The following is a 25,232-nucleotide window of genomic DNA, read 5'->3' as shown; positions in this document are numbered from 1 at the left end:
TGTTGGGCCTACAGGCGTTTACCCGATCCAAACCCGTGAAGCCAGACAATCCGCAGTTGAAATTGCGGGTGGCTGATGGCTGAGAAGAACTGGCAGGAAGGCAGCATGCTTCCGATTGCTGTACAGGCCCTCGTGTGCCTGACCAGCGCGGTCGCGCCTTCGCGTGCCTATGCCAACGGCTTCGTTTCGCTCAACCAGCTTGCCGATGTCGACCCCATTCTGGTCTGGGAAGCCCTGATCGGCGGCGTTGTCGTCTGCGCGTTCCTGGTTGCTATCGCGCTGTGGATCCACTCCGCCCAGCGCCGGAGCAACCGTTTGCAGTTGCGGCGCAACGCCTTCATCTCCTCCGCCATGAACAATCTCAACCAGGGCGTGGTGATGACGGATGCGCAGCAGCGCATCATCTTCTGCAACGACCGCTATCTCGAGATCTACGGCCTTGCGCGCTCGGACCTGTGGACCGGCATGACCGGCTACGACATCCTCGGGTTGCGCCGCAAGCGCGGCGTTCTTGGCGTTTCTGACGATGAGTTCTACGAGAAGGCGGCGAGTCCTAACGGCCTGGTCACGGAACTGTCCGATGGCCGCGCCATTCTGGTTAAGTACTTCGTGCTGCCCAATGGCGGCTCGGTGGCGACCCATCTCGACGTCAGCGAGCAGCGCGCACTCTCGCAGCAGCTCGCCTCGACCAAGCAGTTCCTGGAAACGGTACTGGACAACGTTCCGGCTTGCGTCGCCGCGAAGAACATCGAGGACGGTCGCTATATCTTCGCCAACCGGGCCTATGAGCACTTCTGGGGCTTTTCGCGGGACCAGGTCGTTGGCAAGAATGCGCGCGAGCTGTTCGGCCCGAAATCGGCTGACAGCATTGAGGCGACCGATCGGGCCGCATTGCTGGCGCCGGGAGGACAATATCGCAACGAATTCGAGGTCGAGGTCGACGCGGCCCGGCGCAAGGTGGCCTCGATCCGGATCGTGGTCCGCAACGAGAGCAACAAGCCGCAGTTCCTGCTGATCGTGTTCGAGGACATCACCGATCGGCAATCGCTGTCGATGGAGCTGGAAAGCACCAAGAAGTTCCTCGAGCTTGTGGTCGACAACATTCCGGTGGCGTTGATCGTGGAGCAGGTCAAGGACGGCCGCTACCTGCTCGCCAACCGCAGCGCCGAGACGATCCTGAACCGCCGGCGCGAGGAAGCCACCGGCCTGACCGCCTCCGACATCTTCAATGCCAAGGAAGCCAAGCTGATCATCGCGCGCGACGAGGCCGCCATCAAAAAACGCGGGATGATCACCGAGGAGCATCCGATCTCCACCAAGGACGGCTTGCGCCTGTTCCTGACCCGGCGTGCCACCGTGCTCAACGATTCCGGTGAGCCGCAATATCTGATCAAGACCCACGAGGATGTCACCAACCGCCGGCAGACCGAGTCGCGGATGGCGCACATGGCCTACCACGACGGCCTCACCGATTTGCCGAACCGCGCTGCCTTCCTTCAGGCGCTGACCCAGATGATCGAAGCCTGCGAAGGCACCGACGAGGAATTCGCGGTCCTGTGCGTCGATCTCGACGGCCTCAAGGAGGTCAACGACGTGTTCGGCCATGCGCTTGGCGACAAGCTGTTGATCGAGGTGGCGCAGCGGCTGCAGGACACCGCACGCGGCGGGCTGGTGGCGCGCCTGTCCGGCGACGAGTTCGGCCTGATCATCGACGGCAAGCAGCCCGACGCGGGCCTCGCGCTGGCGCAGCAGCTTGACGAGGCGCTCGCGCCGGAATTCCACATCGACGGCCGCGCGGTCCGCGCCGGTATCACCACCGGCATGTCGGTCTTCCCGCACAATGGTCCCGATGGTGCCTCGCTGCTCGCCAATGCCGGCGCAGCCCTGTTCCGCGCCAAGCAGAAATCGCGCGGCACGATCAGCCTCTACCAGCCCGAGATGGACCAGCAGATCCGCGACCGCCGCGTGCTGCACCAGGACCTGTCGAAGGCGATCAAGAATGGCGAGCTTTCGCTGGCGTTCCAGCCGCAGGGCATCGCGCGCAACAGCGTTGCCGAGAGCGAGATCATCGGCTTCGAAGCCCTGGCGCGCTGGCAGCACCCGGTACGCGGCCAGGTCTCGCCAGCCGAATTCATCCCGATCGCGGAAGAAAGCGGCCTGATCGTCGAAATGGGCGAATGGATCCTGCGCGAGGTCTGCCGCGAGGCGGCGTCGTGGCCGAAGCCAATGCAGGTCGCGGTCAATCTGTCGCCGGCGCAGTTCATGCACGGTGACGTGGTCGGTCTCGTCCATTCGATCCTGATCGAGACCGGGCTTGCGCCCGGCCGGCTGGAGCTGGAAATCACCGAAGGCGTGCTGATCGAGGACTTTGATCGCGGCCTGGCGCTGCTGCGCCGTCTGAAGGCGCTGGGCGTTCGTATCTCGATGGACGATTTCGGCAGCGGTTATTCCTCGCTGAGCTATCTCCAGGCCTTCCCGTTCGACAAGATCAAGATCGATCGCGCCTTCATCATGAATCTCGGCCGCAACCCGCAATCGGCGGCGATCGTTCGCGCCGTGATCGATCTCGGCCACGGCCTCGAAATGTCAATCATCGCCGAGGGCGTCGAGACGCTCGATCAGCTCGCTTTCCTTGCCAAGGAGGGCTGCGACGGTGTGCAGGGTTATCTGCTCGGCAAGCCGCTGCCCATCGGAAAATATGCCGACCTCGTCGGCCGCGGCGAGGCCATGGAGCTTGCGCTCAAGACCGGCTAGTGGTGGCGGGTACTTGGCTCGCTCCCTTCAACGGTTTCATGGCGGATTACGACCTCGCGATCATCGGTGGTGGCCTGAACGGTGTCAGCCTTGCCCGTGATGCCGCCGGCCGCGGGCTGCGGGTGATCCTGATCGAGCAGGGTGATCTCGGCGGTGCGGCCTCGTCGGCGACCCCTCGGTTGATCCATGGCGATCTGTCGGTGCTGGAGCGGCGCGGCTTGTGGCGCGTCCGCCGGGCACTGGCCGAGCGCCGGATCTGGCTGCGGATCGCGCCGCATCTGGTGCGGCCGATGAGTTTTGTGATCCCGGCCCATTCCGACGAGCGTCCGCCCTGGCTGTTGCGGGCGGGCCTGTATGTTTACGACGCCCTGGCGAACCGCGACGGCCTTCCGGCATCGACGACGCTCGACATCACGCATCATCCGGTCGGTAACGCGCTGAAGCGGCCGTTCGGCATTGCCTTCGCATATGCCGATTGCGTCGTCGACGATTCGCGCCTGGTGGTGCTCACGGCACTGGATGCCGCCGAACGTGGCGCCGCGATCCGGACCGGGGCGCGTTGTGTGCGGGCCGACAGGACCGATACTTGGCGGCTCGCTGTCGTCGATCGCGGTCATCGCCGCACGATCACGGCCCGCGCGCTGGCCAACACCAGCGGCGCCTGGACGTCGATGGTCGCGGAGACCGTGCTGCGGCTGCCGCAGCCGGCCATGGCGGCCGTGCAGATGAGCCAGATCATCGTGCCCAGGTTGTTCGAGTCCGACAATGTCTATGTGTTCCAGAACAACGATGGCCGGCTGATCTTTGCCAGCCCGTTCGAGCGCGACTTCACGCTGGTCGGCACTGTCACCCATGATTTCACCGGCGATCCCGCCATCGTCGCGATGCCGGGCGCCGATGTCAGCTATCTCTGCGAGGCCGTGAACCGCTATTTCCGCGAGCGCGTCGCGCCGACCGACGTGGTGCGCACGGTCACCGGCGTCAATTTGGTGCCTGCGTCGGCGCGGCGACGCGACGGCACGACGTTGTTCCACGCGCGCCGGCGCAAGGCACCGCTGCTCACGATGTTCGGCGGCGCGATCACGACCTCGCGCTTCCGCGCCGAACGGGCGGTGACGCTGATGACGCCGTTCTATCCGATGTCGCGGCCCTGGACGTCCGGCGCGGCCTTGCCGGGCGGCGATTTCGCCTGGGATCGTTTCGAGACCGAGGTCGATCTCGCGTGCCATCGCTGGCGCCTTCTGAAGGAGCCGCAAGCCCGGCGCATGGTTGCCGCCTACGGCTCGCGATTGCCTGATGTGCTGGGCGAGGCGAAGACACGCGAAGAGCTCGGCCCAAGCTTCGGCCCCGACCTGACCGGCGCCGAGGTGCGCTATCTCATGAGCAGGGAATGGGCGCGCTTTCCCGAGGACATCCTGTGGCGCCGCTCCAAGCTCGGCCTGACCATGCCTGCCGCGGACCGCGACGCGCTGGCTGCGTTCATGGCGGGGGTCACCTAAGCGAAATCACGTTTTCCTGGCATCCCGCCCGGATCGCGGGCGCCATGGCGGATCGCATGGATGATGATCTCCTGATGCCCAATCTCGTAGAAGACGAGAAACGGGTAGGGCGTTGTGGTCAACCTCCGGATATCTGGATCGTCAGTCCGGAGGCCGATCTCGGGATGCGTCAGCAGTAGGCTGATGACGTCCCGGATGCGCTTCTGGACGCGTGCAGCTCCCTTCGGAGACGTCGCGGAAATGTAGGTCAGAATAGAATCGAGATCGGCTAGCGCCGGAAGCGTGTAGCGGATCTTCACAGGCCGTGTTTGGCCCAAGTCGCGCGGACCTGCGCCTCGGTCGCGAATTCGCCTCGCGCTGCGGATTCCTTCGACGCAGCAATCGCCGCCCTCTCATCCTCGGAGAGGGTGACGGGAGAGGCTGCTTCTGCGCCGGTGAGCTGCAGCACGATCCGAGCAATGTCGTCCTGCGCGTCCGCCGGCAGACTGCGCGCAATTTCTAGGGCCTGATCCAGCAACTTGGTCATGTCTGTGACTATACATGTTTTGGCACCCGGCATGAAGTCCGATTTGGGATGATCCGTCTCGAACCGGTTGAGCAAAGGACGATCCGCCGCTAGCGTGCGGCGGCATTGGGGTTGGCAGGGCCTATGACTGACGAATTGCCGAGAAGGGATGCCGGGGCGAAAACGGCAGGAGATGCGTATCCGGCCGCGGGCGAGCCGCTGCTGCGCATCGAGGACGTGGCCAAGACGTTCGGGACATTCCGTGCGGTCGACGGCGTGTCGCTCGAGATCAAGGCCGGCGAGTTCTTTGCGCTGCTCGGCCCCAGCGGCTGCGGCAAGACCACGCTGCTGCGCATGCTGGCGGGCTTCGAGGCCCCGGACGAAGGGCGCATCCTGCTCGGCGGCAAGGACATCGCGCAGGCGCTGCCGCATGAGCGTCCGATCAACATGATGTTCCAGAACTACGCGCTGTTTCCGCATCTGTCGGTGCGCGACAACATCGGCTTCGGTCTCAAGCGCGCCAATATGGCGCGGTCCGACATCGCAACGCGCGTCGCGGAGATGGTCGCGCTGGTCAAGCTCGAGGGGCTGGAGAAGCGCAAGCCGGACCAGCTCTCCGGCGGCCAGCGCCAGCGCGTCGCGCTGGCCCGGGCGCTGGCCCGAAGGCCGCAATTGCTTCTGCTCGACGAGCCGCTCGCGGCCCTCGACAAGAAGCTGCGCGAAAACACGCAAGGCGAGCTGATGGAGCTGCAGCGTCGGCTCGGCATGACCTTCATCATTGTCACCCACGATCAGGAAGAGGCGATGACGATGGCCAGCCGGATCGGCGTGATGAAGTCGGGCAAGCTTGCGCAGGTCGGCGCGCCGCGCGATCTCTACGAGGCGCCGCGTTCGCGCTGGATCGCGGAGTTCGTCGGCGACATCAATCTGTTCGACGCCGAGTCCAAATTGCGCGACGGACATCGCCTCGTCGTCGGCACGCGCGATGCCGGCGCGCTGGTTGTGGCCGAGCCGCGTGAACCGGTCGACGAAGGAAAGTTCTCGGTCGCGATCCGTCCCGAGAAGGTCAAGCTGTCGCGCCGCGGCCCGGTGAGCGAGACCGGCCACGCAACGGCGATCAATCGGCTCGACGGCGTGATCGCCGACATCTGCTATCTCGGCGGCACCACCACCTACAAGGTGAAGCTTGATACCGGTGGAATGCTGCAGGCCTCGGTCGCCAACAGTGCGCGGCTCGATGTCGATGCCTATAGCCTGAACCAGCAAATCGTCGCCTGGTTCACGCCCGATGACTGCGTGGTGCTGCCGTCATGAGCGCGCGCCGGATTTTCGCGCGGCCGGCGCGCCTCGCCGCGATCGCGCCCTATGTCTGGATGGTGCTGTTCTTCCTGGTGCCGTTCGGCTTCGTGCTGAAGATCAGCCTGTCGCAGACCGCGATCGCGCAGCCGCCTTATGAGCCGGTGTTCGACCTGACGGCAGGGTGGACCGCCATTCATGCAGCCTTTGCTGCGCTCTCGATCGACAATTTCAAGCTGCTCGCCTCCGACGACATCTATGTGTTCGCCTATTTGCGCAGCCTGACCGTTGCCGCGGCGGCGACCGCATTGCTGCTGCTGATCGGCTATCCCATCGCCTATGGCATGGCGCGACTGCCAAAACGCTGGCAGGCGGTGGCGATGGTGCTGGTGATCGTGCCGTTCTGGACTTCGTTCCTGATCCGCATCTATGCCTGGATCAACATCCTTCAGCACGACGGCCTGCTCAATCAGATCCTGCTTGCGCTGCACCTGGTCAGTCGGCCGGTGGTGTGGCTTTCCACCGACACCGCGATGTATATCGGCATCGTCTATTCCTACCTGCCGTTCATGATCCTGCCGCTCTATGCCACGCTCGCCAAGATGGAGCCGGCGCTGGAGGAAGCGGCGGGGGATCTCGGTGCGCCGCCCTGGCAGGTGTTCTGGCTCGTGACCTTCCCGCTGTCGCTGCCGGGCGTCGGCGCCGGCGTGCTGCTCTGCTTCATCCCTGTTGTCGGCGAGTTCGTGATCCCGGATCTTCTCGCCGGCTCCAGCTCGCTGATGATCGGCCAGACGCTGTGGCTCGAATTCTTCACCAACAAGGATTGGCCGGTGGCCTCAGCCGCGGCGATCGTGCTGCTCGTCGTGCTGCTGCTGCCGCTTCTGCTCTATGAGCGGCTGCAGCGTCGGCAGCTTGAGGAGCGGTGAGATGCGCAAATTCTCCCGCCTGTCCCGCTTCAATATCGCCTCGCTCGCGCTGGGGCTCGCCTTCCTTTATCTGCCGATCCTCATCCTCGTCATCTATTCTTTCAACGCCTCGCGGCTGGTGACGGTGTGGGGCGGCTGGTCGCTGCGCTGGTATCGCGAGTTCTTCGCCGACCGTGCCATGATCGAGGCGTCCTGGATGAGCCTGCGCGTCGCGGTCGCCTCGGCGACGATCGCCACGCTGCTCGGCACGCTGGCCGCGGTGGCGCTGTCGCGCGGCGAGCGCTTTCGCGGCCGCACGCTGTTCTCCGGCATGCTCTATGCGCCGCTGGTGATGCCGGAGGTGATCACGGGATTGTCGCTGCTGCTGCTGTTCGTGGCGCTGGACGCCGAGCGCGGCTTCTGGACCGTGACGATCGCGCACACCACGCTGACGATGTGTTTCGTCGCCGTCGTCGTGCAGTCGCGCCTCGGCTCGCTCGACCGCTCGCTGGAGGAAGCGGCGATGGATCTCGGTTGCGCGCCTGCGCGCGCCTTCCTGTCGGTGACGCTGCCGCTGATCGCGCCTGCGATTGTCGCCGGATGGATGCTCGCCTTCACGCTCTCGCTCGACGACCTCGTGATCGCGAGCTTCACCACCGGCCCCGGCTCGGCGACGCTGCCGATCCGGATCTATTCCGAGGTGCGACTCGGTGTGAAACCGGAGATCAATGCGATCTGCACGCTGGTGATCGCCCTGATCGCGGTCGTCATCGTCCTCGCCTCGCTCGCTTCAAAACTGTCGAGCTCGCAGGGCGAGAGCGCTGCGCCTCTGTAGAAGGATATTGGTCATGATGTTCGCCTACCAAATCCTGGTCCATACCCCGCTTTGGGTGTGGATCCTGCTGGCCTATCTGGTCTGGCAGGGCATCAAGTCGATGCAGCCGCGCAAGGCGCCGATCTGGCGTGCATTGATCGTCCCCGTCGTCTTCATCGTCTGGGGTGTTTCGAGGATCGGTTTCGGACATCAGGACAGTCAATGGCCGCTGGTCGCGTGGGTCTTCGCAGCGATCGTGCTGCTGCCGCTCGGCGTGCTGACACCGCGTCCGTTCGATGTCGATCACAAGACGGGAGAGATCATCCGACCAGGCAGCGCGTTCGCGCTGATTCGCAACCTCGTCGTGTTCACCCTGCAATACACGGTGAGCGTGATCTCCGCCATCGACGCAGGCGACCGAGCGCTCGCAATCGTCGTCGGCCGCGCCATCTCGGGCGCGACCGCCGGCTATTTCTTCGGTTCCATGATCGCGCTGCTGCTCGCCTATCGCAGGAAGCGCGCCCAGGATGTCTAGGACTTCACCGCACCCGCCGTCAGCCCGCCCACCATGTAGCGGCGGAAGGCGTAATAGACCGCGGCCGGCGGCAGCGCGTAGATGAAGCCGGTGGTCATCAGCAGCTCCCAGGGCGAATCGTCTGCGGCGAGGAAGTTGCCGAGCGCGACGGGGAGCGTGATCTCGCGGTCGTTCGAGAGCAGCAGGAACGCGTAGAGATATTCGTTCCAGGCCAGCAGCACCGCATAGGTGCCGATCGCGACCAGCGAGGGCATCATCAGCGGCAGATAGACCAGGCGGAAGATCTGCAGCGTTGTCGCGCCGTCCATCACCGCGGCTTCGTCCAGCTCGACCGGGAGCTTGTCGGAAGCCTGTTTCAGCACCCAGATCGCGTAAGGCGAGGCGATCGTCACCATCGCCAGGATCAGCGCCCAGTGATTGTTGAGCAGGCCGTAATTGCCCATGGTGCGATACATCGGCACGGCGAGGAACGCCGCGGGAATGAAGTAGGTGAACAGCGCAAGGTTCAGCACTACGCGCCCGCCGGGCACTTTCAGCCGCGAAATCGAGAATGCCGCAGACGTGGCGATGAACAGCGTCAGCACCCCCACGGCGGCCGCGATCAGCGTCGAATTCCAGAACTGAACGTAGAAGTCGCGCAGGAAATAGTGCTGCTGCCTGAACACGATTTCGAAATTGTGCAGCGTCGGATGATCCGGCCACAGCTTGCCCGAGAACGCGTCTTCCTTCGGCGAGATCGCGAACAGGAACATGTGATAGATCGGAATCATCGTCCAGAGGAAGACGGGAATGCCGATCAGCAGCAGCCGCGCTTCCGTCGCGACGTCACGGAGGGAGGGAAGCTTCATCGCGACAACCGTTTCATCATGAAGTACACGAGCGGCAGGACGAACGGCATCGCGCAGACGATGGAGGCCATCGCGAGCGAGAGCTGGTCGAGCCGGAGATAGCGGATACCGAGCGTCGACAGCACGTGCGTGAGGTCGGCCGGACCACCGCCGGTGAGCAGATAGACGCTGTTGAAATCGCCCAGCGTCCAGATCATCGAGAGCAGCGTGCAGGTGACGTAGAGCGTCTGCATCGACGGCCAGGTGATGAAGCGGAATTTCTGCCACCAGTTCGCGCCGTCGACTTCGGCGGCCTCGAACAGGTCCTGCGCGATCGCAAGGCGCCCGGTGATGAGGATCAGCGTCCAGAACGGCAGCGACTTCCAGATGTGCACGCCGATCGCCATGGTCAGCGCCACGGTCGGGTCGTTCAGCCAGTTCGGGCCGTCATCGCCGGTGAAGGCGAAGATGTAGTGATTGATGATGCCCCATTCGGGGTTGAGCATGAAGCGCACCGACAGGATGGTCGGAATCGACGGCACCGCCCAGGGCAGGATGAAGATCACCGAGAGCCATTTGATCCAGGTGCGCTGCTGCGCGAAGAAGCCGGACAGGAACAGCGCGATCAGCATCTTGATGTTAATGCCGATGACCAGGAAGATCAGCGTGTTGACCGCAGCGCGCGCGAAGATCGGATCGTTGTAGAGCGCGACATAATTCGACGGCGCCCGCGCCAGCCACAGCCCGTAGCAGACGGGATAGACGACGAAGGCGAGGAAGACGAGCAGATAGGGCGCGAGCAGCACGATGCCCCAGACCTGCGCCGTGGTCAGCCGCGACGTCAGGGGTGGGGCGGGGATCGCCTGATCGCCAGAGAGCGTAATCGCCATTCTTTTCGGACTCTTCAAAGAGAAGCCGGCCGCGAAACGCGACCGGTGTTGTTCTTACACCTCTCCCCGCAAAGCGGGGAGAGGGACCTGCAGGACTAACCCGCGACCTGCTTGATGCGGGCGATCAGTTCGTCGACCGCCTTGTCGACCGGCACCTTCTCGCTGACCACCCGGTTCATCGCCTTGGCCCACACGTTCTCGTTGTTGAGGATCGTGAACTTCCAGTTTTTGGTGAAGTCGAACGGCGCCGTGCCGCCGGTGAACTGCGCGTGCACGGCCTTGCGGTGCTTGTCAGCCTGCCAGAACGGGCTTTCCTGGCTCGCCTTGGTGACCGGGAACCAGCGGCCCAGAGCACCCTCGATATACGGACGGACGTTCTCTTCCTGGAGCAGGAAGCTGATGAACTGCTTGGCCTCGGCCTTGTTCTTGGCCGCGGTGAAGACCAGCCCGGTCTTGACGTCGGAGCGGTAGCGGATGGTCGAACCGTCAGGCGCCTTCGGGAAGGACGCCGTGATGATGTCCTGCTCATAGGCCTTCTTGCCGGCGTCGCGCTGCTCCTGAGTGAGAGCCTGATTCTGCGAATCCTCGTACCATTTCGCCGCGATCGAGATCGTGAAGTTATGGGTCATCACGATGGTCTTGTTGTGGAAGGCGACGTTGTTGTCCGGATCCTTCCAGGTCGTCGAGGACGGCGGCGTGCAGCCCTTGATGTAGGTGTCGGTGTAGTCCTTCATCGCCTTGATCAGGTTCTCGCGAACCTTGGGATCATCGACGGTGAGCTTGCCGTCATCGTCGACCAGCTTGACGTGATAGGCGTCCATGAAGGTGTAGAACGACTGGAAAGCGTCGGTGGATTCAACGCCCATCGGCTGGCCGACGGCATAGATGCGCTGGCCGGTAGCCTTGCGGATCGCCGGCTGCACCTTGTCGCACCAGAAGCTCCAATAGCCTTCCCAGTCATTCGGAATGTCGCTCTGCTTGAAGCCGGCCTTCTCCAGCATGTCGTTCCAGATCTGGACGTGCATGCTCTGCTGCTTCAGCGGGAAGCCGTAATAGGCCTTCTTCTTGGCGACGTCGTTATAGAGGATCGACGCATCCAGCGTATTCTGCACGAACCGATCCTTGATCGGCTCCATGACGTCGGTGAGGTCCTCGAGCTTGCCCTCATAGGCCCACTTGCCCTGTACCTGCACGTCGTAGCTGTCGGAATAGGCGACGTCGGGCACGGTGCCGGCATCGAGCGCCGCGACGGTCTTCGGAATCATGTCCTGGATCGCGTACTGCGACAATTCGACCTTGATGCCGGTCTTTGCTTCGAATTTCTTGATCGTCTCGGCGAGCGCTTCGTCCTCGGACTTGTAAAAGCCCTTGACCCACCAAACCGTAATCGCCTTTTGCTGCGCAAAGGCGGGCGCGGCGGCTGCAAACAGCCCAACTGCAGCGACCGCTAGTGACACTGCGCCAATAACCTTGGATCTCACGTTTTTCTCCCTCAAACGGCCGGTGTTTTAACCGGTCGGATAAAACACTAGCCCATGGCCGCTATCCGATCTAGCGGCATGTTGTCAGACCTAGGTCGAGGGGTGCCGGGCGCTCGGAGATGCTTAACGCGCGCATCGATCCAATCGCTGCATCAATTTGCCCCGATCAATTCGCATGATGCGTTCCGGCCTCGACTGACCATCCGCGCGCGACACAGAAGCTGCCCAGGAAAGACCTGACGGCTTGTATTCGCTGTCAGCACTCGGCGCAACGCGACGGCCGGCCGGCGCACCACGCCGAGGGAGGTCAAGAACAGGGAATGGATCGCGAAACCTGGTCCGAGGGGCCGATCATGCGTCGCTGCGCGGGGAGTTCTCAGCGTTTTCCTTTCGGGCCGATCGAAGCGGCATTCGAGCTTGCCTCGGTGGAGCGGGGCTTGTCGTGTCCACTCGTCCGGGACGGTGAGCGCCACGCCTCGAGGAGCATCTTGAGAAATTGGCTGGCATGAGGTGACAGCGTCGCGCCGCGCCTGCGCACAATACCGATCGTCCGCGACACCTCCGGCTCGATCAGCCTGATGGTGCGAATGATCGGATGACCGGCGGCGGGTGTCGCGAGCCTCGGCAACACGGCGATACCCAGTCCCTCTTCGACGAGGCCGAGCGAACCGGAGAGGTGAGCGACCTCATAGGACCAATTCAGCTGCAGACCCTGTCGCGCCAGCGCATTGTCGATCAATGCGCGATTGCCGCTGTTGCGACCGACGGTGATGACCCGGTGCGAAACAATCTCCGACCAGCTGACCTGTTTGCGTGATGCCAGCGGATGGTCATGACGGCAGGCCAGGACGAAAGGATCCTCGACGAGTTTCTCAAATTCGATTTCGGCATGCGAAGCACCGATGAAATTGATGCCGAAGTCGACTTCCCCGCGCGCGACCGCCTCCAATCCCTCATTGGCACCGATGTCCAGAATCCGGATGCGAATGCGCGGATACGCTTCGGCAAACCGGCCGATCGCACGTGGCAGGAAGTAGAACACGGCCGTCGGCACCGCAGCCACCGAGACCAGGCCCGAACTTCGTGCGCCGATATCATGGATGGCGAGTACGGAGGTCTCGAACTCGTCGATGAGGCGGCGAACCTTCGGAAGGAGGTCGCGGCCGGTCATGGTGAGATTGACGTGACGTGTCGAGCGTTCGAGCAAGGGCGCACCGAGGCTTTCTTCCAGCTTCTGAATGCGTCGGCTGAGCGCCGGCTGAGACAGGTTCAGCGCCTTGGCAGTCCGCACGAAGCTTCCCGTCTCGGCGACGGTGATGAACGCCTTGAGGTCGAGCAGCTCCGCATTCATGGCTGGTCTCCTATTATACCGATTAACGCATTAATTCTTCATATATTTGCATTTTACAGAAGAGTTGCAAAGGAGGATGTTCGGTGCGCGGCAAAGACGTCGTCGAACGGAACAGCTTCATGAATGATCAGATTGCCATCCCCTGTGTGGTCATGCGCGGCGGCACCTCGCGCGGGCCGTTCTTTCTGGCGAGGGATCTCCCCGCCGATCCGAGGGCGCGAGATGCGGTCCTGTTGTCGGTCATGGGGGGCGGGCACGATCTTGGAATCGATGGGATCGGCGGCGGCAATGCCGTCATCAACAAGGTCGCGATCATCGGGCCGGGGTCGGTGCCCGGCGCCGACGTCGATTATTTGTTCGCCCAGGTGCGGGTTCGCGAGGGGATCGTCGATACCTCACCCAATTGCGGAAACATGCTGGCTGCGGTGGGACCGTTCGCGATTGAAGCGGGCCTGGTGACCGCCGCCGCAGAGCGCACCCATGTGCGTATCCACAATGTCAACACCGGCAAGTTGATTGATGCGACGGTTGCCACGCCCCGAGGGCAGGTGACCTACGAGGGCGAGGCGCGGATCGACGGTGTACCGGGAACGGCTGCGCCCATCGAATTGTCATTCCCGAACGCGGCCGGCGCACGCACCGGTCGCCTCCTCCCGACGGGACGAACGGTCGATCGCATCGACGGCATCGACGTGACCTGCATCGATGCGGCCATGCCGGTCATGCTGGTCCGCGCGGCGGATCTCGGCTGCAGCGGCCGGGAGGCACCCTCGGATTTCACCGACAGCCGCTTCCGCGCACGTCTCGAGAACTTGCGCATCGAGGCCGGTCGCCTGATGGGTTTTCCAAATCCGGCGGCAATGGTGATTCCGAAACCTGTCCTGATCGCGCCCGCAAGCGAGGCGACGTTGAACGTCAGGTACTTCATGCCGCACGACTGCCATAGCGCGCTGGCGGTGACCGGCGCCGTCGCGATCGCGACGGCCTGTGTCACGCCCGGAACGGTCGCCGCAGACATGGTGGGATCGCTCGCGCCGCCGGTGCCGATCACGCTGGCCCATCCTTCCGGCCAACTCGTGGTTCGGCTGGAGCCCGGACCGGTGGCGCGGGTGCAGCGGACGGCCCGGCGAATTTTCGAAGGGCACGTCTTCGCCCGCCGAGCGCACCTGCCCCAGTCGGTGCTGGCGGCCTGACGCCGGACTGCTCTTAGAATTTCAAGAATCAGACCAAGGGAGAAACGAGAATGCAGATGCAAGCGCTGGCTGAGCCCGCGAACGCCGAGCCGCGAAAGCCATTCTACCGGATTCTCTATGTCCAGGTGCTGATCGGCCTGACGCTGGGTGTGCTCACGGGCCATCTCTGGCCTGAATTTGGTGCCGCGCTGAAGCCCCTCGGAGACGGCTTCGTCAAGCTCGTCAAGATGATGATCGCGCCGATCGTGTTCTGCACCATCGTGAGCGGCATCAACAGCATCAGCGATTCCCGGGAGGTCGGCCGCACCCTGGTGAAATCCATGGCGCTGTTCTACCTGCTGACCGTGCTCGCCTTGCTCGCAGGGCTGATCGCGGTGTTGCTGATCCAGCCTGGCACGGGCATGCATGTGTCCGTCAATACGCTGGATCCGTCGGTGGCTGCGAAATTCACCAAGCAGGCAACCGCGACCGGGTTCGCCGATTTCATGCTGCACATCATCCCGCATTCGTTCTTTGGCGCCTTCGCCGACGGCGAAGTGCTGCCGGTCCTGCTGGTCTCCATCCTGATCGCCTTTGGCCTGAGCCGTGCCGGCGACGGCGGTGCCGTCGTGACGAAGGCGATTGAATCGTTCTCACAGGTTCTGTTTGTCTCGTTCGGCTTCATCATGAAGCTCGCTCCGCTCGGCGCTTTTGGCGCCATGGCGTTCACGGTTGGGCGCTATGGCATCCGCTCGATCGGCTCACTTGGGCTGCTGATCCTGACATTCTATGTCGCCTGCTCCGTCTTCGTGGTCGTCGTGCTCGGGACGCTGGCGCGGCTCAACGGCTTCAGCCTGTGGAAGACCATCCGCTACTTCAAGGAAGAGCTGCTGATCGTGCTCGGCACGTCATCGTCGGAGCCAGCGCTGCCTGGCGCGTTGCGCAAGCTGGAGCAGCTCGGGTGCCGGAAAGGGGTGTCGGGGCTTGTGCTGCCGATGGGCTACTCCTTCAATCTGGACGGCAGCGCCATTTATCTCACCCTCGCGTCGATCTTCATCGCGCAGGCCTGCGACATCCATCTGTCCTGGGGACAGATTGCGGCGATGCTCGGACTGATGCTGCTGACGTCCAAAGGGGCGGCCGGCGTCACCGGCAGCGGCTTCGTCGCGCTTGTCGCAACTCTCACCGTCATGCCGGATTTGCCCGTGACCGGCGTAGCGCTGCTCGTCGGCATCGACCGCTTCATGTCGGAGGCGCGGGCACTGACAAGCATGATCAGCAACTGCGTCGCGGCCATCACCGTCTCGCTGTGGGAAAACGCCTGTGATCGTGAGGTGTTGGCCCGTGAACTCGGGCAGCGCGGCACTCTCGACGTCGCGGTCGGCTCCGCGATGGGGGGAGCAAAAGCGATACAGGAGAACGAGAGCTGGATTTCGACGGCGAAATCCGCCGCTTGATGCCGTCTCGGATGAACCGGTCGTCCTGTTCTGAAACGCGATGAGATTGGGTTGAATCTTCATCGCGCTTTAGCTCTTTGTTCGAGCATGATCTCCGCGCAAACGCGTTCCGCTGATGTCGCGAGGGAAAACCGCTTCACACTTTTCCGGATCATGCTCTAGGCAGCCCGGCGGCGTAAAGCGCGATCACGATTCATCCTGATCGCATCGCGCTTTAGTTGGACTTCGCGTTTTCCTTCGCGTTCTCCGCCGTCGGCGATCCCTCCGGCGCCTGCCGCTTGCCGCCGGTGATGCGTTGCTTCAGAAGGTCGAGGAACGGAGATGCCGCTGGCGACTGCCGGATCAGGGCTTCGGGGTCGGGGAAGATCAGCGGATCGTCCCACGGACCCTGCACCATGAAGGGCAGTTGAAAGCCTGATGTCGTGTTCAGGCTCGCCACACCCTTCATATCGTATTCGCGCGTCGGCACCGACGCGGTGCCGGTCAGCGTGATCTTCGCCGCAGGTCCCTCGATGCGGATGTCCTCGGCCGTGGCGATCCCGTCGGCGAATTTCACTGCAATGGTGAGGTTGTCGTAAGGCGTCGAGCCGTTGCGGAAATTGCCGCCGCCGGACAGCGGCCGGCGCTCGAGCCGCTTCAGGAGCTGCTCGGCATTGAAGCCGGAGATGGCGCCGTCGTGCCCGGTCACGCTGGCGGTGCCGTCGAGCGACTGCACGAGGCCAAACGGGCTCGAGCCGGAGGCGACGAGAGACACGTTGATGTTGCCGCGGCCGGACAGCTTGTTGAGGCCGAACAGTTCGGTAGCGCAGGCCTGAAGGTCGACGTCGGTGAACTGGAATTGCGCCTTGATGTCGGCAACCGTGTCAGCGCGCGAGATGCCGAACGAGCCCTTGGCGATGCCGCCATAGACCTGGGCCTCGCCGACCGAGAGCGCCAGCGTGCCGTTGCGCAAATTGGCACCGATCGCGGTGCGGCCGAGCTTGGTCGGGCCGACCGTCAGCTTCGCCGCCGAGAGGCGCATGTCGAGGTCGGTGCTCGACAATCCGTTGAGATCGAACAGCTGCCTGTTCCAATCGCGCGCGCCGCTCGCGAGCAGGCGGAAGGTGGAGATATAAGGCGTGAAGTCGAGCGCGTCGGCAGCGAGCGTCGCCTGCAGAGTCTGCCGGCCGTTATTGACATAGGTCATGACGCCTTCGGCGGCGTTGCCGTCGAGCTCGACATTGACGTTGGTCAGCGCGATTGAGGCGCCAACGACATTGGCGCGGGCCTTCAGCGCGAAGCGGCCGAAGCCCCCGCTGCCGGGCTGCGGCTGGCCGGTCCAGCGCAGCGCGTTGCGCAAGGACGGGCTGTCGATGGTGAGCGTGCCCTCCATCATCGGGCTGGTGCGATTGGCGACGCTGCCGTCAAAGGCGAGCTTGAGCGGGCTACTTGCGATCCGCGCCCTCAGGCCGGAGCGCTCGCCCGAGAGCGCCGCGACGAAATCGGCAAAGCTGATCGAGCCGTCGACGCGTTCGCCGCGCCAGTCGAACTGCCCGGTTGCGGCGAAGGAGCGCGAGATCGAGGGCCAGGCCAGCGACAGGTCGATGTCCTCAAACTTCTCGGTGGCATTGGTGGCGACGTCCAGATAGTCGAGCAGGCCATCCTGGATCCTGATCTCGGAAAATGAGACCTGGTTGTCGGCGCCGGGCTTCATCGTCCGCGCAATGGTCTGGATGAACGGTGTCCAGTTGCTCTCGCCGTCCGGCTTCAGGCTGACATGGATATGCGGCCGCAGCAGCGTCAAGTCGGCGATCTCGAACCGTTGCAGCAGCAGCGGCAGCAGCCGAAGGTTGGCGGTGAGCACGTCGACATGGAGCGCGGGATCGGCGGTGCCGCCGCCCTTGAGGCCGACGTCATGGAAGGAGATGTAGCTCGCCGGCAGCACGGAAATGTCGATGTTACCCGCCACACTGAGCTCGAGCCCGGTGACGTCGCGGATCTGCGCTTCGACCGCCTTGCGCAGCGCGTCGCGGTTGATGAGCCAGGAGGTCGCGATCAGGGCGACCAGCACGACGCCGAGCAGCGCCGCAATCGGCGTCCCGAGGCGCTTCATTCCTTGGGCCATGGTCAATGGCATGTCCTGATCGGGTTGGTCGTTTGAGCTAGCTAAGGCGGGCCGGGAAACCTGCGCGCCCCGCGCCCAAGATCCTGTCCAAGTCCTGTTATGTTAAGTGCCGCAACTTGATGGGTTTTCTTGTCGCTTTCAAGGCCGCGGACGGTTCTGCCCACGGCGTGGGCAGCTTCTAGCACCGCCTCTCAGAACGGAGAACCCCGTATCATTGACGGCTTCGGACGATTTCGCCTAATAATCGCCACCAACAAGGGCGGGCGCGACGCCTCTCAGGTTTAAGTCGAGGGTTTTGCATGAACAAGGTCTATCCCGACGCTAAGTCGGCGCTTGAGGGCGTTCTCAAGGACAACATGATGATCATGTCCGGCGGCTTCGGCCTCTGCGGCATCGCCGAATCGCTGTCGGATGCGATCCGCGACTCCGGCGTGAAGGGTCTGACGGTCGTCTCGAACAATGCCGGCGTCGACGGCATCGGACTCTCTCGTCTGCTGGAGACCCGCCAGATCAAGAAGATGATCTCGTCCTATGTCGGCGAGAACAAGCTGTTCGCCCAGCAATTCCTCGCCGGCGAGCTGGAACTCGAATTCAACCCGCAGGGCACGCTGGCCGAGCGCATCCGCGCCGGCGGCGCCGGCATCCCCGCGTTCTACACCAAGACCGGCGTCGGCACGCTGATCGCCGAAGGCAAGGAAGTAAAGGAGTTCGACGGCGAAAAGTATCTGATGGAGCGCGGCCTGTTCGCCGACCTCGCCATCGTGCACGCCTGGAAGGGCGACACCGCCGGCAACCTGATCTATCGCAAGACCGCGCGCAATTTTAACCCGATGATGGCGACCGCCGCGAAGATCACCGTGGCCGAGGTCGAGCACCTGGTTCCCGCCGGTGAACTCAACCCCGATCATATCCACACGCCCGGCATTTTCGTGAAGCGCATCGTCGAGGTCGGCACGGCCAAGAAGCGCATCGAATTCCGCAACACCCGTCCGCGGCCCGCGGCTTAACTCGCAACCCCTTAGGAGAGTCATATGGCCTGGACCCGTGAACAGCTGGCCGCTCGTGCCGCCAAGGAGTTGCGCGACGGTTATTACGTCAATCTCGGCATCGGCATCCCGACGCTGGTCTCGAACTACATTCCTGATGGCGTCGACGTCAGCCTGCAGAGTGAGAACGGCATGCTCGGCATGGGCCCGTTCCCCTATGAGGACGAGGTGGACGCCGATCTGATCAATGCCGGCAAGCAGACCGTGAGCGAGCTGCCGTCGACCTCGTATTTCTCGAGCGCGGATTCCTTCGGCATGATCCGCGGCGGCCACATGGATCTGTCGATCCTCGGCGCCATGCAGGTGGCCCAGAACGGCGATCTCGCCAACTGGATGATCCCCGGCAAGATGGTCAAGGGCATGGGCGGCGCGATGGACCTCGTCGCCGGCGTCAAGCGCGTCGTCGTGGTGATGGAGCATTCCGCCAAGGATGGCCCGAAGCTCTTGAAGAAATGCAATCTGCCGCTGACCGGCGAGCGCGTCGTCGACATGGTGGTGACTGACTTGGCCGTCTTCACAATCGACAAGCACGGTGACGGCGGCATGGCCCTGATCGAGCTCGCCGACGGCGTCACGCTCGACGAGGTCAAGGCCAAGACCGAAGCCGAATTCCGCGTCGCGCTGACGAACACGTAAGGTCTTCGCGAAGGGGGCGCGCATGACGATCCGGTCTGCGCGTCCCGAGGACGCCGATTTCATCGCCAGAACTATCCTGCTATCGCAGCGCGGCTACCGGCCGCGCGGCTGGTTCGATGTTGCGCTGGGTTGGCCGGAGCAGCAGTGTCGCGACTTCATCGCGCGCATCGCGACCGCGCAGGCCGTGTCAATGTGGCACTATTCAAATTTCCTCGTCGCTGAGTGCGATGGCCAAGCTGCCGCTGCGCTCTGTGCCATGCCTGCGGTAGGCACCGGCCCCGCGGCGTGGGCTGCGATCGAGGAGGTCGGCGCGGCGACCGGGCTAACCGCGCCGGAGCTGGAGGCGATCCGCCGACGCGGCGCCTATATCCGCAATTGCTGGGTCCAGGGCGGCGAAGGCGATTGGATGGTCGAGCACGTCGCGACCGATCCCGCCTATCGCGGCCGCGGCCTCGTGCAGGCATTGATCGAATCCGCGCTGGCAAAGGGAAGGGCAGCCGGCTTCCGCCGCGCGACGATATCGTTCCTGATCGGCAATGAACCGGCCGAGCGCGCTTACACCAAGGCAGGCTTTGCGTTCGCGGACGAGAAGCGCGATCCCGCTTTCGAGGCGATCATTGGTGCGCCGGGCTTTCGGATGTTCGCGCGGATGATTTGAGCAAGCCGCGCGTGCCGTGCGGCTTGAGGGCCGGGCGCGCGCCTCAATCTCGTCATTGCGAGGAGCCCTTGCGACGAAGCAATCCAGACTGTTTCTGCGTAAAGATTCTGGATTGCATCGCTGCGCTCGCAATGACGGAGTATCCGGCTACGACCGCGCCGCCCACACCTTGCTCCATCTCGTCGAAACGTTCGCCACCCACGACCGCTCCTCGCGCACCAAACGAAAACCGAGATTGGCGGGCGGCACCCCCTGGGCGCAGCCGCCGGCGCGGGCGTCGCGGATGAAGTCGGTGACATAGGCGCGGTGCGCGCCTTCGGCGACGCGTACGCCGCAATTCACCGTCGATCTGCCGGCGTTGTCTGATGCATCGACGCGCGAGCGCACGAAGCAGGTTGAGGTCCACTCCCAGACATTGCCGGCGACATCGGACACGCCACGCTCGTTGAGGCCGAACTTGCCGAACGGATAGGCTGTGGTGTCGGAAAGATCGCGTTCGGATTCGCGCTCGTAGCGGCTGATCCAGCGCTTTGCCGGATTGTCCGCGTCCGCAGGCGCGCCGTCGTCCCTGAAGCGGGAGCCTGCCGCAAAAGCCCATTCGGCGTCGCTCGGCAGGCGGTAATGGTGGCCGGTTTTGCGCGACAGCCAGCTCGCATAGGCCTGCGCATCGTGCCAGCTCACCTGCACCGCAGGCCGGTCGGGCGCAATCGCGACGCCGCGATCGAGCGCGCGGCATTCGCCATGCTGCACGCAAAGCTGGTAGTCGGCGGAGGAGACCTGCTCGCGCATGATGTGAAGCGGCCGCGTGAATTGCAGTATGCGCAGCGGCGCCTCGGCCTGCTGCCCGGCGCGGGTGAAATCGCCGGCCTCGCGATAGGCGAAGCTGCCCGCGGCAATCTCGACGATCGCAGGCTCGCCCTGCGCGTCGCGCATCGTCATTTCGGAAACGATTGGCGCAACGGCCAGCGGTCCTGCGAAGCCGGCGGCGCAGGCGAGCAGCAATTTGAGCTTGAATGCAATCAGCATGGTCGTTCCCCGAAGAGGAGGGGCCGGTGACGACCGGCCCCTGGTCGCCTCTAGTTGGTGTTGGCGGCCGGTATGTCCGCAGGTGCCTTCACCTGGGTCATCAGGTCATCGTTCCACTTGCCCTCGATCTTGAAGTGCGCGGTGGCACCGAGGTCAGCGGCTTCGATCAGATTGTGCGTGACATAGGCGTAGATGCCGGGTTGCAGGAACTTGTACATCGCAGCTCCCGCCGAGCCGCCGCGGATGAACCAGGTCTCGAGTCCGGTCTCCGGCGGGTTGGAGAATTTTCCGGTCTCCCAGACATAGTCGCCGTGGCCGCCGATCAGGTGCGGACGGCTGTCGCGGTTGGCCTGCGAATGCACGATCAGGACGTTCTCGCCGACATTCGCCGTCAGCGCGTTCTTGCCAGTGAGCGCGCCGACCTTGCCGTTGAACACGACGTGCGAGGGGATGAGCTTCTTCATCACTTCTTCGGTGTCGGTGAAGGCTTCACCCGGCGAGTCGTAGGACTTGAAATTGCCCTTCTCGTCACGCGGCACGTACAGGTCCTGCTCGCCGACATAGTAGACCTTGTCGTATTTCAGTGCGTGACCCTTGCCGTCGTTGAGTCCGTCGCGCGGCAGCACCATCACGGCGCCGTTCATGCCGGAGACGACGTGCCAGGGAATCATCGGGCCGCCCGGCGCGCAGTGATAGACGAACACGCCGGTCCGCGTGGCCTTCCAGCGCAACACGACCTGCTCGCCGGGATTGATCAAAGTGAGCGCGGCGCCGCCGAGCGCGCCGGTGGCGGAGTGGAAGTCGATATTGTGCGGCATGGAGTTGGTGGCGGGATTGACCAGCGTCACTTCGACATAGTCGCCCTCATGCACCACCATCAGTGGGCCCGGCATCGAGCCGTTGAATGTCATGGCCTGGAAGGTGGTGCCCTTCTCGTCGATGACGACCTTCTTCTCCTCGATGGTGAGGGTGAACTCCATGATCTTGGGGCTCTGCCTGGTCGCCTGCTCGTGCGCATGCACGAAGGGCGGGGCAACCAGCTCTACCTTCTGCCGGGGCAGGTTGAGATCGCTGGCGGCGAAGGCGGGAGTTGCCAGCATCAGGGCGGTCGCGGCGGCGCTGATCAATGCGGCTCTGCGGGTAAACATCGGAAGCATCCTTCATCTGAAAAGCGTTTGATGACGGATGCAGTGTGCGCCTGTTGCGGCAAGCGTGTTTGTGCTGCGACAAGCTTTTGCCGGATTCGGCTCCTGTGAATCCCTTAACGGAGCCGAACCGCGTAGCCGGAGGCATGGATTAGAGAAGCTCGATTGCGATCCAGACGGTGCCCCAGACTGCGAGCGACAGCGCGGCGAGCACGGCAGCTATGATGACCAGCATGGGCACGAGACGATTTGCGCCAGCGGCGGGCGCGACGGGGACGGGACGGAAATCGTCGAAGCGCGGGATGTGGCCGCGGATACCGGCGAGCCAGAGAACGAGATCGAGCGCAAACGACGCCATGGCCAGTCTCCCAGGAGTGATGATCAAATGCCACAATGACTGCGATCCAGCGCCGTGACTTTGAGCGAGCGCAAGGTGGTCTCGTGGAAAACGGGTCATTCTTTACCATCCAGCTTTGCCGCGACCGCGTGCAGCATCAATTTACCGATGGGTAAGACATGAGGACCGACCTCGCGGCGAGCTATGGCGAAGAGCGATTGCCGCGCTACACGAGCTACCCGACCGCGCCGCACTTCTCGGCGGAGATCGGTGCCGACACCTACGCGCGATGGCTGTCCGAGCTTCCCTCGGGCGCCAGTGCATCGCTGTATCTGCACGTGCCGTTCTGCCGCGAGATGTGCTGGTACTGCGGTTGCCATACCCAGATCGTCCGCCGCGACGAGCTCGTCGCGGCCTATCAACGGACACTCCTCGGCGAGGTCGCCCTGGTCGCCGATACCATCGGCCGCCGCATCAAGGTTGAGCACATTCATTTCGGCGGTGGTACGCCGACGATCATGGCACCGGAGGCCTTCGCGGAATTGATGGCGGCGATGCGCCACGCCTTCTTCGTGCTGCCCTCGGCCGAGATCGCGGTCGAGATCGACCCGCGGACGCTGACGTCAGAGATGGTCGAGGCCATGCGGCTCTCCGGCGTCAACCGCGTCAGCCTCGGCGTGCAGAGTTTCGATCCCGTCGTGCAGCGCGCGATCAACCGTGTGCAGAGTTATGAGCAGACCGCCTCCGTCGTCAACATGCTCCGGCAGGCCGGTATCGGGGGAATCAATTTCGATCTGATCTACGGCCTGCCGCACCAGACCATCGCATCCTGCCTGGATACGGTGCGTCGCGCGCTCGCGCTCGCCCCCGACCGCTTTTCGGTGTTCGGCTATGCACATGTGCCGGGCTTCAAGAGACACCAGCGCATGATCAACGAGACCCATTTGCCTGACGGCCTCGCACGCCACGACCAGGCCTGCGCCATCGCCAACGCGCTGAACGAGGCCGGCTATGTGCAGATCGGCCTCGACCATTTCGCGAAACCTGGCGATGCCATGGCCGTGGCCTACGAGCAGGGGACGCTGCGGCGCAACTTCCAAGGCTATACCACCGACCAGGGCGAGGTGCTGCTCGGCTTCGGCGCCAGCGCCATCGGACATCTGCCACAGGGTTACGTCCAGAACGAGGTGCAGATCGGCGCCTATCAGCAGAGCATCGCCAGCGGTCGCCTCGCCACCGCGAAGGGCTATGGACTCAACGACGACGACCGGCTGCGTGCTGACATCATCGAGCGCATCATGTGCGAGTTCGGCGCCGATCTCGGCGACATCTGCGCGCGCCATGGCGCTGAGCCAAAGGCGATGCTGCGATCGGCGTCGCGGTTGAAGTCGCTGATCTCGGACGGCGTGGTGAGAATGGATGGCGACCGTCTCGCGGTCGCGAACGATTCGCGCTTTCTGGTCCGCAGCGTCGCCGCCGCATTCGATGCCTACCTGGATCCGGGCAGGCAGCTGCACAGCCGGGCGGTGTAGCCCCGTCATTCCGGGGGCGCGCGCCGCGCGAACCCGGAATCCATCGTGCCGCGCGTGACGTAGGGGAATGGATTCCGGGCTCGCGCCAAGTGGCGCGCCCCGGAATGACGAGTTGAGGAACTGGCGACAGCTTGCGCTTCCACAAAGAAACTGAGCCCCGCCCCGCTATCGTCTGTTCGGAATGGAGTTGTTCATGCCTTTCCGATCCGACGATCTGGTCGATGACATCATGCGCAACGCGCCGCGCACGATCCGCGTGTTCCTCGCCTTCAGGATGGCCTGTGTCGGCTGTCCGATCGCGACCTTCCACACCGTGGACGACGCCTGCCGCGAGCATGGCATCGACCGCGACAAATTCCTGGCCGCGCTGAGCGATTGTGTGCCGGCCTGAGCTGGGTCGAAATCTGCGCCGGGGCGCACGTCAAGCCGCGCCGCTGTCCGGGCTCCGCTCCGCCAGCACGACGATCTTGTGCGGATCGCGCAGGATGATGCGTTGCCGACTGCTCTCGACCAGACCCTGGCTCTCCCAGCCGCTGAGGATGCGGCTGACCGTGTGTAGCGTGGTGCCGGTCATCTGTGCAATGTCCTGGCGACTGATCGGGAAGTCGATCTCGATGCCGTGGTCGAGCTTCTTGCCGGACTGGTTGGCGAGCCGCAGCAGCGCATGCGCGACGCGCTGCTCGACCTGCTGGGTCGACATTTCCAGGATGCGGGTGTGGCTCTCCTGCAGCCGCTTGCCGACGGTCTGCATCGTGTTGGCGGCAAGTGCAGGAAACCGCGCGACCAGACGCGGCCAGGCAGAATTGGGCCAGATCAGGACGACGCTGTCCTCGACCGCGAGCGCGGTTGCCGGATAGTGCGCAGCTCCGATCGCCATCGCCAGCCCAAACGTCTCGCCGGGCGCCACATAGCGCACCACGATCTGCTCGCCGGTTGGCGTCGTCTTGGCCGCACGGACATGGCCGTGCAGCAGCAGGAAGAACGACTGTGCGTCTGCGCCCTGCTCGAAGACGGCGGTGTTCCTGGGATAACGCACGGAGTGGGCCTCGCGCAGGATCTCGTCGAGATCATCAGGCTTGACACCGGCAAACAGCGGCAAATGAGCAACCAGTGACGTGTCGACCTTGGCCATTCTGCCTCCTTGACATCGGGAGTGTGATGGCACCTGCAATCATCTGGCAGTTTGCGATAGCGCAAAAACGCACCAGCTGCGCAGCAGTATTTTTTCAATATACACGGTCTCAATCTGCTGGAGTTGTTCC

The 25,232-nt window shown here is 63.7% G+C and carries 24 protein-coding genes; 13 read left to right on the top strand and 11 right to left on the bottom strand.

Translation table 11 applies throughout. From position 1 onward, the window contains the following. Nucleotides 1-75 precede the first annotated feature (75 nt). Both XH98_RS02935 and XH98_RS02930 read left to right on the top strand, forming a co-directional pair. On the top strand, nucleotides 76-2,754 hold the full coding sequence (locus XH98_RS02935; RefSeq protein ID WP_271617758.1) for a sensor domain-containing protein: 2,679 nt from the start codon (nucleotides 76-78) through the stop codon (nucleotides 2,752-2,754). 38 nt (nucleotides 2,755-2,792) lie between these two features. After that, nucleotides 2,793-4,253 (top strand): glycerol-3-phosphate dehydrogenase, encoded by a 1,461-nt coding sequence (locus tag XH98_RS02930; protein WP_271617757.1) that lies wholly within the window; start codon nucleotides 2,793-2,795, stop codon nucleotides 4,251-4,253. On the opposite strand, the gene XH98_RS02925 is transcribed toward XH98_RS02930, so the two are convergent. Beyond that, nucleotides 4,250-4,552 (bottom strand): type II toxin-antitoxin system RelE/ParE family toxin, encoded by a 303-nt coding sequence (locus XH98_RS02925; RefSeq protein WP_271603911.1) that lies wholly within the window; start codon nucleotides 4,550-4,552, stop codon nucleotides 4,250-4,252. The two genes, XH98_RS02930 and XH98_RS02925, sit on opposite strands and share 4 nt — an antisense overlap. After that, nucleotides 4,549-4,779, bottom strand: coding sequence for a hypothetical protein (locus XH98_RS02920; RefSeq protein WP_271603912.1), 231 nt, complete (start codon nucleotides 4,777-4,779; stop codon nucleotides 4,549-4,551). The genes XH98_RS02925 and XH98_RS02920 overlap by 4 nt, the downstream gene beginning before the upstream one ends. Nucleotides 4,780-4,902: 123 nt before the next feature. Between XH98_RS02920 and XH98_RS02915 the strand changes: the two genes are divergently transcribed. Genes XH98_RS02915 through XH98_RS02900 form a run of 4 tightly spaced genes read left to right on the top strand, consistent with a single transcriptional unit; the run spans nucleotide 4,903 to nucleotide 8,308 of the window. Beyond that, nucleotides 4,903-6,072 carry an ABC transporter ATP-binding protein gene (locus tag XH98_RS02915; protein WP_271617756.1) on the top strand — a complete coding sequence of 390 codons (1,170 nt, stop codon included), beginning with the start codon at nucleotides 4,903-4,905 and terminating at the stop codon, nucleotides 6,070-6,072. Next, entirely contained in the window at nucleotides 6,069-6,980 is a 912-nt protein-coding gene (locus XH98_RS02910; protein ID WP_271617755.1) for an ABC transporter permease, read from the top strand. The genes XH98_RS02915 and XH98_RS02910 overlap by 4 nt, the downstream gene beginning before the upstream one ends. A 1-nt stretch (nucleotide 6,981) precedes the next feature. Continuing rightward, complete coding sequence (locus tag XH98_RS02905) at nucleotides 6,982-7,794, top strand: ABC transporter permease (RefSeq protein WP_271617754.1); 813 nt, start codon at nucleotides 6,982-6,984, stop codon at nucleotides 7,792-7,794. A gap of 13 nt (nucleotides 7,795-7,807) precedes the next feature. Beyond that, on the top strand, nucleotides 7,808-8,308 hold the full coding sequence (locus tag XH98_RS02900; protein WP_271603916.1) for a DUF6622 family protein: 501 nt from the start codon (nucleotides 7,808-7,810) through the stop codon (nucleotides 8,306-8,308). Here XH98_RS02900 and XH98_RS02895 read toward each other — a convergent pair. From XH98_RS02895 to XH98_RS02880, 4 genes are all read right to left on the bottom strand, one after another. Continuing rightward, on the bottom strand, nucleotides 8,305-9,156 hold the full coding sequence (locus XH98_RS02895; RefSeq protein ID WP_271603917.1) for a carbohydrate ABC transporter permease: 852 nt from the start codon (nucleotides 9,154-9,156) through the stop codon (nucleotides 8,305-8,307). The genes XH98_RS02900 and XH98_RS02895 overlap by 4 nt on opposite strands. After that, nucleotides 9,153-10,025 (bottom strand): carbohydrate ABC transporter permease, encoded by an 873-nt coding sequence (locus XH98_RS02890; protein WP_220003275.1) that lies wholly within the window; start codon nucleotides 10,023-10,025, stop codon nucleotides 9,153-9,155. Before XH98_RS02890 ends, XH98_RS02895 begins: the two co-directional genes overlap by 4 nt. Before the next feature lie 95 nt (nucleotides 10,026-10,120). Further along, entirely contained in the window at nucleotides 10,121-11,506 is a 1,386-nt protein-coding gene (locus XH98_RS02885) for an ABC transporter substrate-binding protein (protein ID WP_220003274.1), read from the bottom strand. Nucleotides 11,507-11,882: 376 nt separating this feature from the next. After that, a complete protein-coding gene (locus tag XH98_RS02880) occupies nucleotides 11,883-12,857 on the bottom strand; it encodes a LysR family transcriptional regulator (protein WP_271603919.1) in 975 nt (324 codons plus the stop codon). Between the two features lie 119 nt (nucleotides 12,858-12,976). Here XH98_RS02880 and XH98_RS02875 point away from each other — a divergent pair, with 119 nt between their 5' ends. Both XH98_RS02875 and dctA read left to right on the top strand, forming a co-directional pair. After that, nucleotides 12,977-14,050 carry a 4-oxalomesaconate tautomerase gene (locus XH98_RS02875; RefSeq protein WP_271617980.1) on the top strand — a complete coding sequence of 358 codons (1,074 nt, stop codon included), beginning with the start codon at nucleotides 12,977-12,979 and terminating at the stop codon, nucleotides 14,048-14,050. Between the two features lie 56 nt (nucleotides 14,051-14,106). Then, complete coding sequence (dctA, locus tag XH98_RS02870; protein ID WP_442868545.1) at nucleotides 14,107-15,486, top strand: C4-dicarboxylate transporter DctA; 1,380 nt, start codon at nucleotides 14,107-14,109, stop codon at nucleotides 15,484-15,486. 214 nt (nucleotides 15,487-15,700) lie between these two features. Here the strand turns inward: dctA and XH98_RS02865 are convergent, their stop codons facing one another. Then, nucleotides 15,701-17,590, bottom strand: coding sequence for an AsmA family protein (locus XH98_RS02865; RefSeq protein WP_271603972.1), 1,890 nt, complete (start codon nucleotides 17,588-17,590; stop codon nucleotides 15,701-15,703). Between the two features lie 299 nt (nucleotides 17,591-17,889). On the opposite strand from XH98_RS02865, the gene XH98_RS02860 reads away from it, so the two are divergent. The 3 genes from XH98_RS02860 to XH98_RS02850 are packed head-to-tail and all read left to right on the top strand — an operon-like array spanning nucleotide 17,890 to nucleotide 19,930. Further along, nucleotides 17,890-18,597, top strand: coding sequence for a CoA transferase subunit A (locus tag XH98_RS02860; RefSeq protein WP_057757346.1), 708 nt, complete (start codon nucleotides 17,890-17,892; stop codon nucleotides 18,595-18,597). A gap of 24 nt (nucleotides 18,598-18,621) precedes the next feature. Then, entirely contained in the window at nucleotides 18,622-19,272 is a 651-nt protein-coding gene (locus XH98_RS02855; protein ID WP_271617752.1) for a 3-oxoacid CoA-transferase subunit B, read from the top strand. Between the two features lie 22 nt (nucleotides 19,273-19,294). Further along, entirely contained in the window at nucleotides 19,295-19,930 is a 636-nt protein-coding gene (locus tag XH98_RS02850) for a GNAT family N-acetyltransferase (protein WP_271603921.1), read from the top strand. 147 nt (nucleotides 19,931-20,077) lie between these two features. Here XH98_RS02850 and XH98_RS02845 read toward each other — a convergent pair whose 3' ends face one another. The 3 genes from XH98_RS02845 to XH98_RS02835 form a co-directional block, all read right to left on the bottom strand. Then, on the bottom strand, nucleotides 20,078-20,956 hold the full coding sequence (locus tag XH98_RS02845; RefSeq protein WP_271603922.1) for an SUMF1/EgtB/PvdO family nonheme iron enzyme: 879 nt from the start codon (nucleotides 20,954-20,956) through the stop codon (nucleotides 20,078-20,080). A 50-nt stretch (nucleotides 20,957-21,006) separates the two neighbouring features. After that, entirely contained in the window at nucleotides 21,007-22,104 is a 1,098-nt protein-coding gene (nirK, locus tag XH98_RS02840; RefSeq protein WP_271617751.1) for a copper-containing nitrite reductase, read from the bottom strand. Between the two features lie 148 nt (nucleotides 22,105-22,252). Beyond that, nucleotides 22,253-22,459 (bottom strand): hypothetical protein, encoded by a 207-nt coding sequence (locus tag XH98_RS02835; protein WP_271603924.1) that lies wholly within the window; start codon nucleotides 22,457-22,459, stop codon nucleotides 22,253-22,255. Nucleotides 22,460-22,617: 158 nt separating this feature from the next. On the opposite strand from XH98_RS02835, the gene hemN reads away from it, so the two are divergent. Both hemN and XH98_RS02825 read left to right on the top strand, forming a co-directional pair. Further along, nucleotides 22,618-23,970, top strand: coding sequence for an oxygen-independent coproporphyrinogen III oxidase (gene hemN / locus XH98_RS02830; RefSeq protein WP_271603925.1), 1,353 nt, complete (start codon nucleotides 22,618-22,620; stop codon nucleotides 23,968-23,970). Nucleotides 23,971-24,163: 193 nt separating this feature from the next. After that, nucleotides 24,164-24,361, top strand: a complete 198-nt coding sequence (locus XH98_RS02825) for a DUF1858 domain-containing protein (RefSeq protein WP_271617750.1) — start codon at nucleotides 24,164-24,166, stop codon at nucleotides 24,359-24,361. A 30-nt stretch (nucleotides 24,362-24,391) separates the two neighbouring features. Here the strand turns inward: XH98_RS02825 and XH98_RS02820 are convergent, their stop codons facing one another. Further along, nucleotides 24,392-25,102 carry a Crp/Fnr family transcriptional regulator gene (locus tag XH98_RS02820; RefSeq protein WP_271617749.1) on the bottom strand — a complete coding sequence of 237 codons (711 nt, stop codon included), beginning with the start codon at nucleotides 25,100-25,102 and terminating at the stop codon, nucleotides 24,392-24,394. Nucleotides 25,103-25,232 lie beyond the last annotated feature (130 nt).

It is taken from the genome of Bradyrhizobium sp. CCBAU 51745, assembly GCF_028128715.1.
Taxonomy (GTDB): Bacteria; Pseudomonadota; Alphaproteobacteria; order Rhizobiales; family Xanthobacteraceae; genus Bradyrhizobium; species Bradyrhizobium manausense.
Note: the sequence above shows the minus strand (reverse complement) of the source record. Positions and strands in the feature narration are given on the sequence as shown.